Raw genomic sequence first — 8,272 nt, 5'->3', positions numbered from 1 at the left:
GTCATGGCTAATGCCAGAACCGTACCGGTGCTGATGCATCATCACGTCAGCAACTCGCCCGGCATGATCACGGTGTCGCCGGAGAATTTCGAGAGCCAGATCGCCTGGCTGGCGCGCACCGGCTGGACGTCCTTGACGCTGGACCAGTACGCCGGCTTCCTGGCCGGCAAGCCGGTGCCGCGCAAGTCGATCGTGATCACCTTTGATGATGGCTACCTGGACAACTGGGTTTACGCCCATCCGATCCTGCAGAAGTACGGCATGCACGCGGTGGTGTTCGTGGTGACCGGCTGGATGCACGAGRGGCCGATACGCCCGCATGCCGGCATCGCCGGTGCCACGCTGCCGGAAACGCCCGAGCATCGCGCCTGCGAAGACCTGATCTACAAGCAGGGCCGCAGCGATGAGGTGATGATGCGCTGGAGCGAAGCACGTGCGGCCATCGAGGCGGGCACCTTCGAGATCCATTGCCATACCCACACCCACACGCGCTGGCTGCGCCGCCAGGACCTGGATCGCGCCCAGCGCCGTGCCGGTATCAGTGGCGATCTGTCCAAGGCCAAGGAAGTGCTGCTGGAGAAGCTGGGCGAGGTGTCGGACACGCTGTGCTGGCCGTACGGTGATTTCGACCAGGACTACATCGAAGTGGCACGTGAGCAGGGGTTCCGCTACCTGCATACCACCCATCCGTTCGGACGCAACGTGGTTGGCGGCGATCCCGAGCGCATCTACCGCTTCGCCATCCGCAACCGGCCGGCAAGCTGGCTGCGCAAGCGCATCGCGTGGAGCTACAACCCGCTGATCGCACCGCTGTTCAATGGCTTCAAGGCGCGACAGAAGAAGATGGTGCCGGGGCCGTGATGGTTTTCCCGGGCCAGGGCTGACGCAGCTTCGGCAAGGAAGCCCCAACAGAGTGGAAGGAATACAGGAAATGAACGTTCTGGTTACCGGCGGTGCGGGATTCATCGGCTCCCACACCTGTGTGGAACTGCAGCAGCAGGGCCATGCGGTGGTCATCGTCGATTCGCTGTGCAACAGCGACGCCGGGGTGATCGGCCGGATCGGCGACATCACCGGCATCGCGCCGCTGTTCGTACAGGCCGACGTGCGCGACCGTGCGCGGATCACCGCGGTGCTGCGCGAGCATTCGATCGATGCGGTACTGCATTTTGCCGCGCTGAAATCGGTTGGCGAATCGCGGCAGATGCCGTTGGACTACTTCGACAACAACATCAGCGGCACACTCGCCCTGCTCGGCGCCATGCGCGATGCCGGCGTGGGCACGTTCGTGTTCAGCTCGTCGGCAACCGTCTACGGCGACCAGGACCATTGCCCGGTGGCCGAAACGGCCTCGACCTGCGCGATGACGCCCTATGGCCGTTCGAAGCTGGTGGTGGAGCAGCTGCTGTCCGACCTGGTCGGCGCCGATACGTCGCTGCATGTGGCAACGCTGCGCTACTTCAACCCGGTGGGGGCGCATTCAAGCGCGCTGATCGGCGAGCTGCCGCACGGAACGCCCAGCAACCTGATGCCCTACATCGCCCAGGTGGCCGCCGGCCTRCTGCCGGAAGTGCAGGTATTCGGCGATGACTATCCGACCTGCGACGGTACCGGCGTACGCGACTACATCCATGTGCAGGACGTGGCGCGGGCCCATGTGCTGGCGCTGCAGTACCTGCGCGACAAGCGCCGCAGCATCACCCTGAACCTGGGCACCGGACAGGGCCACAGCGTGCTGGAACTGATCAAGGCCTTCGAGCAGACCGTCGGCCGGCCGATTCCATTCCGGATCACCGGTCGCCGTACCGGCGATATCGCGGTGAGTTTTGCCGACCCGTCCCTCGCCCTGCGCGAGCTGGGCTGGACCGCCCGCCACGGCCTGGCGGACATGTGCCGCGACACCTGGAAATGGCAGACGGAGATGACGCGCAGCGCCTGATGCCTTGCTTGCGGCAGACAGCAACATGGCCGCACAAGCGGCCATGTTGTTGGTTCGATCCAGCGCCCGGGCTCAGGCCGCGGCCGCCGTCCTGACCGCCGCCGAAAGCCGGTCCAGGGTGTCCTGCATCAGCGTCGCGTCATCGGCCTCGACCGTGACCCGCACCACCGGTTCGGTGCCGGAAGGACGCAGGAAGGCACGCCCGCGGCCGGAAACCGCCTGCTGCGCTTCGGTCAGTGCAGCCTGAACGCTCTCGGCCTGCACGGTGGCCTTGGCCGAGACATCGCCAAGGCGCACGTTGACCGTCTTCTGCGGCACCTTGGACAACGGCTGCAGCGCTTCGCGCAGGCTCTTTCCCTGCTGCTTCAGCGCCACCAGTACCTGCAGGGCACTGACGATACCGTCGCCGGTGGTGGCCCGGTCCAGGCACAGCAGATGGCCAGACGCTTCGCCGCCGAGTACGCCGCCTCCCTCCACCAGTGCCTGATGCACGTAGCGGTCGCCGACGTTGCTGCGCTGGAAAGGAATCTGCAGGTCGGCCAGGGCCTTTTCCAGGCCGAAATTGCTCATCAGGGTGCCGACYACCGGGCCACGCAGGCGACCGTCGGCCTGCCATGCGCGCGCCAGGATGTACACCAGGTCATCGCCGTCGACCGGATTGCCGCGGTCATCGGCCATCAACACCCGGTCACCATCACCATCGAAGGCGATGCCCAGGTCGGCGCGGGTCTCACGCACCTTTGCAGCGAGGTTGTCGATGTGGGTCGAACCGACGCCGTCGTTGATGTTGACGCCATTGGGTTCGGCACCGATACCGATGACCTCCGCGCCCAGTTCGCGGAACAGCAGCGGCGCGATCTGGTAGGTGGCGCCATGCGCGCAGTCGAGCACCAGGCGCACACCGCGCAGATCGAACGCGCGCGGCACGCTGGACTTGCAGAACTCGATGTAGCGGCCGACGGCCTCACGTGCACGCGAGGCCTTGCCGAGCTTCTCCGAAACGGCCGTGGTGAACGGCACGTCCAATGCGGCTTCCAGCGCCAGCTCGGTGGCATCGTCGAGCTTCTCGCCCTGGGCGGAGAAGAACTTGATGCCGTTGTCGTAGTGCGGGTTGTGCGAAGCACTGATGACGATGCCCGCATCCACGCCCAGGGTACGGGTCAGGAAGGCAACGGCCGGGGTCGGCATCGGGCCGAGCAGCTGCACGTCAGCGCCCGCAGCGACCAGCCCGGCTTCCAGTGCGGCTTCGAACATGTAGCCGGAGATCCGCGTGTCCTTGCCGATCACCACGATCGGACGGCGCCCCTCCTGGCCACGCTGGGCGACCAGCACGCGGCCCAGGGCGTTGCCCAGGCGCAGCACGAAATCAGCCGAGATCGGCCCTTGACCGACCCGACCGCGGATGCCGTCGGTACCGAAGTACTTGCGCCCCCCCATCAAACCTCCTCCGGTGCCGGCTCGCGCCGCAGCATCGCCAGCAGGTCGGCCAGGCGGTCGCGCAGTTCACGGCGGTCACAGATCTGGTCGATGGCGCCGTGCTCGAGCAGGAACTCCGAACGCTGGAACCCTTCCGGCAGCTTCTCGCGCACGGTCTGCTCGATCACGCGCGGGCCGGCGAAGCCGATCAGTGCATGCGGTTCGGCGATGTTGATGTCACCCAGCATCGCGAACGACGCCGACACACCGCCGGTGGTCGGGTGGGTCAGCACCGAAATATACGGCTGTCCGGCTTCACGCAGTTTGCCCAGGGCTGCCGAGGTCTTGGCCATCTGCATCAGCGAGAACAGGCCCTCCTGCATGCGCGCCCCGCCACTGGCGGAGAAGCACACGTAGGGTGCGCCGATCTCGGCGGCGGTCTCGGCGGCAAGGGCGAAGCGCTCGCCGACCACCGAGCCCATCGAGCCACCCATGAAGGCGAAGTCGAAGGACGAGGCCACCAGGGGACGGCCCTTGAGCAGGCCGCGCATGGCGATCAGCGCGTCGTACTCACCGGTGTTCTTCTGCGCGATCTTGATGCGCTCGCTGTACTTCTTCTGGTCCTTGAACTTCAGCAGGTCGGTCGGCCCTAGGCGGGCAGCGATCTCGGTGGTGCTGTCGGCGTCGAACAGCGCAGCCAGACGGGCGCGCGCGCGGATGGCCATATGGTGGCCGCACTTCGGGCAGACCTCCAGATTCTCTTCCAGCTCCGGACGGTACAACGCACTGCCGCAGTTGCTGCACTTTTCCCACAGGCCCTCGGGGACGCTGCGCTTCTTGCTGGGGGTGTTGTCGGTGCGGATGCCAGACGGCATCAACTTGCTGAGCCAACTCATGCGGGAGGACACTTCCGTTCAGGGCGGCCCGGGGGCCGCAAAGGCGGACAGTCTAGCTCCGCTTTCCCCGCCCGTGCACCCCCTGCCCGGCCTTGGGCCCGCTGGAAAAAACCATGCTGGGACGTACGTTTAGCGTCGGCGGTAGTGCCGGCCGCTGGCCGGCAACCGCTTGCACCCGAATGGGTCGGGCGGATGCCGGCCAGCGGCCGGCACTACCGTTACGCGTCCAGCGCCTGCCGCAGCGGAGCCAGGAACGCTGCAGCGCGCTGCGCCGCATCCTCGGCGGAGGTCGCTTCGGCCAGCACCGCCACCAGTGCGCTGCCGACCACCACGCCGTCGGCCTGCCGGGCCATGGCCGCCGCACTGGCTGCGTCCTTGATGCCGAAGCCGGCCACCACCGGCACGCTGGCCCTGGCCCGCAGCGCCTGCAGGCGTGCACTGGCCGCGTCGCTGTCCAGTCGTTCCGAGGCGCCGGTGACCCCGGCAAAGCTGACGTAGTAGAGATAGCCACGGGCCAGCGCCAGCAGCTTGTCGGCGCGCGCCTCGCTGGTGGTCGGCGATGCCAGCAGAACCAGCGCAAGGCCTGCAGCGTCGAAGGCCTGCTGGGCTTCGCCGGCCTCTTCCGGCGGCAGGTCGACCAGCAGCACGCCGTCCACGCCAGCAGCCACCGCCGCTTCGGCGAACGCCACGTAACCGTGGATCTCCACCGGGTTGAGATAGCCCATCAGCACTACTGGCGTCTGCGTGTCCTGTTGCCGGAACTGCGCCACCGCCTGCAGCACGTAACGGTTGCCGGCACCGCGCGCCAGCGCGCGCTCGGAGCTGCGCTGGATGGTCGGGCCGTCGGCCATCGGATCGGAGAACGGCACGCCCAGTTCGATCACATCGGCACCGGCCTGGACCAGCGCGTGCATGACCGGCACCGTGGCTTCCAGCGAAGGATCACCGGCGGTGATGAAGGGGATCAGGGCCTTGCGCTGCTGCTGGCGCAGGCGCTGGAAACAGTCATCGAGTCGGGAAACAGGCATCTCAGGCACATCCTTCAATCAGTTCAATCGCTTCGCTGGTCCCCCAGTACATCAGGATGACCTTCCCTTCAAACACTTCCAGGCGGATGCCGAGGGCCGAGCCCGGGTCCTGCCAGGTCAGGTACTCGCCCTGATCGCCGTCGTAGGCATGCGGGCTGGAGACCGGCGCGCCGGGGAACTGCGCCACCGCCTGCGCCCGCGTCATGCCGATGCGCAGGCCGAACGGACCCGGCTGGTCGACCGGCGCCTTGGCGTCCTCGCCCGGGCCGAGATCGAAACGGACCACGCGGTCTTCGTCGGTCATCATCGACACGCCGGGCGGCAGTCCCTTGCCGTCGTAGTACTCGCAGCTGCCGCCGATGGCCTCGACCGCGCCCATTGCCGTCCACGGTCCGAAGGCCTTCAGATCGCTCATGTGCTGGCCGATCAGCACCTCTCCGGCATGATCCAGCGCCACCGACGCCACGGCGGGCGCGTCGTCGCTGGAAACCGCGGCCGAGGCCGGTGGATCATCGATGGGCGTCCGCGCGATCGGGTCGACGTCATCGTTGGCCGCCATCGGCTGCGCCGGTTGCGCAGCGGCCTTGGCCGCCGGCGCAAGCACCGGCGGTTCCGGCGGTTGGCACGCGGCCAGGCCCAGCACCAGCAGCACGCCCGTACTGCGCATCAGCGCGCTCACAGCACCAGCCCTTCGCGCGCCGCGATGGTATGCACGTCCTTGTCGCCACGTCCTGACAGGTTGCACAGCACGATCTGGTCGCGCGGACGCCCGCGCGCAAGCTTCATCGCCTGTGCCAGCGCGTGGCTGGACTCCAGCGCCGGCAGGATGCCTTCGGTATGCGCCAGCAGGTGGAAAGCCTGCAACGCCTCTTCGTCGGTGATGCCGACGTAGCGCGCGCGGCCGCTGTCGGCCAGGAACGCATGCTCGGGGCCGACGCCCGGGTAATCCAGGCCGGCCGACACCGAATGGGTCTCGATGATCTGGCCATCGTCGTCGCACAGCACATAGGTGCGGTTGCCGTGCAGCACGCCCGGGCGGCCGGCGGCGATGGAAGCTGCGTGGCGGCCGGTGTGGATGCCATCACCGGCCGCTTCAGCGCCGACGATCTCGACCTGGCGGTCGTTGAGGAAGGCATGGAACAGGCCGATCGCATTGCTGCCGCCRCCGACGCAGGCGGTGATCGCATTGGGCAGGCGACCGTACTCGGCCAGCATCTGCTCGYGTGCCTCGCGGCCGACGATGGCGTTGAAGTCGCGCACCATGCGCGGGTACGGATCCGGGCCGGCCACCGTGCCGATGATGTAGAAGGTGTCCTGCACGTTGGTGACCCAGTCGCGCATCGCTTCGTTGAGGGCATCCTTCAGGGTGGCCGAACCGGAGGTCACCGGCACCACCGTCGCACCGAGCAGTTTCATGCGGTAGACGTTGATCTTCTGCCGCTCGATGTCGGTGGCCCCCATGTACACCACGCACTCCAGGCCCAGCCGCGCCGCGACGGTGGCACTGGCGACGCCATGCTGGCCTGCGCCGGTCTCGGCGATGATGCGCTTCTTGCCCATCCGCGCCGCCAGCAACGCCTGGCCAATGGTGTTGTTGATCTTGTGCGCGCCGGTGTGGTTCAGGTCCTCGCGCTTGAGCAGGATCTGCGCGCCACCGACGTGGTCACTCAATCGTTCAGCGTGGTAGATCGGGCTCGGCCGGCCCACGTAATGGGCCAGGTCGCGGTCATAGGCCAGCTGGAACGCCGGATCCTGGCGGGCCTGGTCATAGGCCTGGGCCAGTTCCTGCAGCGGGCCGACCAGGGTTTCGGCGACGAAGCTGCCACCGTAACGGCCGAAGTGGCCCTGGGCATCAGGGAAGGCATGGAAATCGGCGATGGGAGAGTCAGGCATGGGACGACCGGTCGTTCAGACAGGTGGATACTCTAGCGCACGGATTGTGTCCGGAAAATGGATATTATCTGGCCACTCCCGTCAGGAAATCTCACATGAGCACGTCACTGCTGCCGCCCCTGAATGCCCTGCGGGCCTTCGAGGCCACCGCACGCCTCGGCGGCGTCGGCCGCGCTGCACAGGCGCTGCATGTGACCCATGGCGCGATCAGCCGGCAACTGAAGCTGCTGGAAGACCATCTGGGCATTGCCCTGTTCCAGCGCGCCGGCCGAGGACTGCGCCTGACGGCCGCCGGCACCCGCCTGCAACAGGCCTGCAGCGAGGCGTTCGGCGGCATTGAAGACTGCGTGCGCGAACTGCGGCGGCCAAGCGCGGAGCCAGCCCTGGTACTGGGCTGCAGCGGCAGCGTGCTGGCGCGCTGGATGATTCCGCGGCTGCCGGCACTACAGGCTGCTCTCCCCGGCGTGCGCCTGCAGTGGTCCGCCCTGGATGGCAGTTTCACCGAGGCACAGGCCACGCTGGATGCGGTGCTGCTGCTGGCGCAGGGGCCGTGGCCGCGCGGCTGGCAGGTGCGCGAGTTGGCACCGGAACGGGTGGGTGTGGTGGTGGCCCCCTCGCATCCGGCGGCACAGCGGCTGCGCCAGGTACCGCCGTCGGCCTTGCTGCGGGAAACGCTGCTGCACACCAGTTCGCGCCCGCAGGCGTGGCCTGCATGGGCGCAGTCGCACGGGCTGGACCCGGCCCAGCTGCAGCTCGGCACCGGCTTCGAACACCTGTACTACCTGCTGGAAGCAGCGGTCGCGGGGCTGGGCCCTGCGATCGCGCCGGAGCCACTGGTGGCCGAGGATCTGGCAGCGGGGCGGCTGGTCGCGCCGTGGGGGTTCGCCGCGACCGGGGGTTTCTGGGTGCTGGCGCGACCGGACGGCCCTGTCGATGCGCGCGTGGACGCGCTGGCGGACTGGGTGACTGCCCAGCTGCGATGAGGCGCCCCGCGGCGGGTGCGCAATGGCCGGCAACGCGGGCGGAATGATCCACCCGGTGCCAGCACTGCGCAGGCCTCAGCGGCCGCCCATCGCGACCCGCTGCTGCTCTTCCTGCAC

At 67.8% G+C, this 8,272-nt stretch carries 8 protein-coding genes; 3 read left to right on the top strand and 5 right to left on the bottom strand.

All coding sequences use genetic code 11. The annotated features are described in order from the left end of the window. Nucleotides 1–3: 3 nt before the first annotated feature. Complete coding sequence (locus AB4Y84_RS07375) at nt 4–861, top strand: polysaccharide deacetylase family protein (RefSeq protein WP_442249938.1); 858 nt, start codon at nt 4–6, stop codon at nt 859–861. Between the two features lie 70 nt (nt 862–931). Continuing rightward, the gene (galE, locus tag AB4Y84_RS07370) at nt 932–1,939 is read left to right on the top strand and encodes a UDP-glucose 4-epimerase GalE (protein WP_312787078.1); all 1,008 of its coding nucleotides are present in this window, start codon (nt 932–934) and stop codon (nt 1,937–1,939) included. A 72-nt stretch (nt 1,940–2,011) separates the two neighbouring features. Here the strand turns inward: galE and glmM are convergent, their stop codons facing one another. The 5 genes from glmM to trpB form a co-directional block, all read right to left on the bottom strand. Continuing rightward, the gene (gene glmM / locus AB4Y84_RS07365) at nt 2,012–3,376 is read right to left on the bottom strand and encodes a phosphoglucosamine mutase (protein WP_312107818.1); all 1,365 of its coding nucleotides are present in this window, start codon (nt 3,374–3,376) and stop codon (nt 2,012–2,014) included. Next, nucleotides 3,376–4,251, bottom strand: a complete 876-nt coding sequence (gene accD, locus AB4Y84_RS07360; protein WP_132824577.1) for an acetyl-CoA carboxylase, carboxyltransferase subunit beta — start codon at nt 4,249–4,251, stop codon at nt 3,376–3,378. The genes glmM and accD overlap by 1 nt, the downstream gene beginning before the upstream one ends. 218 nt (nt 4,252–4,469) lie before the next feature. Further along, nucleotides 4,470–5,279, bottom strand: coding sequence for a tryptophan synthase subunit alpha (trpA, locus tag AB4Y84_RS07355; protein WP_363732437.1), 810 nt, complete (start codon nt 5,277–5,279; stop codon nt 4,470–4,472). A gap of 1 nt (nt 5,280) precedes the next feature. Next, complete coding sequence (locus tag AB4Y84_RS07350) at nt 5,281–5,958, bottom strand: hypothetical protein (RefSeq protein ID WP_223495942.1); 678 nt, start codon at nt 5,956–5,958, stop codon at nt 5,281–5,283. After that, the gene (gene trpB / locus AB4Y84_RS07345; protein ID WP_442249937.1) at nt 5,955–7,172 is read right to left on the bottom strand and encodes a tryptophan synthase subunit beta; all 1,218 of its coding nucleotides are present in this window, start codon (nt 7,170–7,172) and stop codon (nt 5,955–5,957) included. The genes AB4Y84_RS07350 and trpB overlap by 4 nt, the downstream gene beginning before the upstream one ends. A 95-nt stretch (nt 7,173–7,267) precedes the next feature. Here trpB and AB4Y84_RS07340 point away from each other — a divergent pair, with 95 nt between their 5' ends. Next, nucleotides 7,268–8,155, top strand: a complete 888-nt coding sequence (locus tag AB4Y84_RS07340) for a LysR family transcriptional regulator (protein ID WP_363732433.1) — start codon at nt 7,268–7,270, stop codon at nt 8,153–8,155. Nucleotides 8,156–8,272 lie beyond the last annotated feature (117 nt).

The organism is Stenotrophomonas sp. 2YAF22, assembly GCF_052114665.1.
In the GTDB taxonomy this organism is placed as follows: domain Bacteria; phylum Pseudomonadota; class Gammaproteobacteria; order Xanthomonadales; family Xanthomonadaceae; genus Stenotrophomonas; species Stenotrophomonas indicatrix.
Note: the sequence above shows the minus strand (reverse complement) of the source record. Positions and strands in the feature narration are given on the sequence as shown.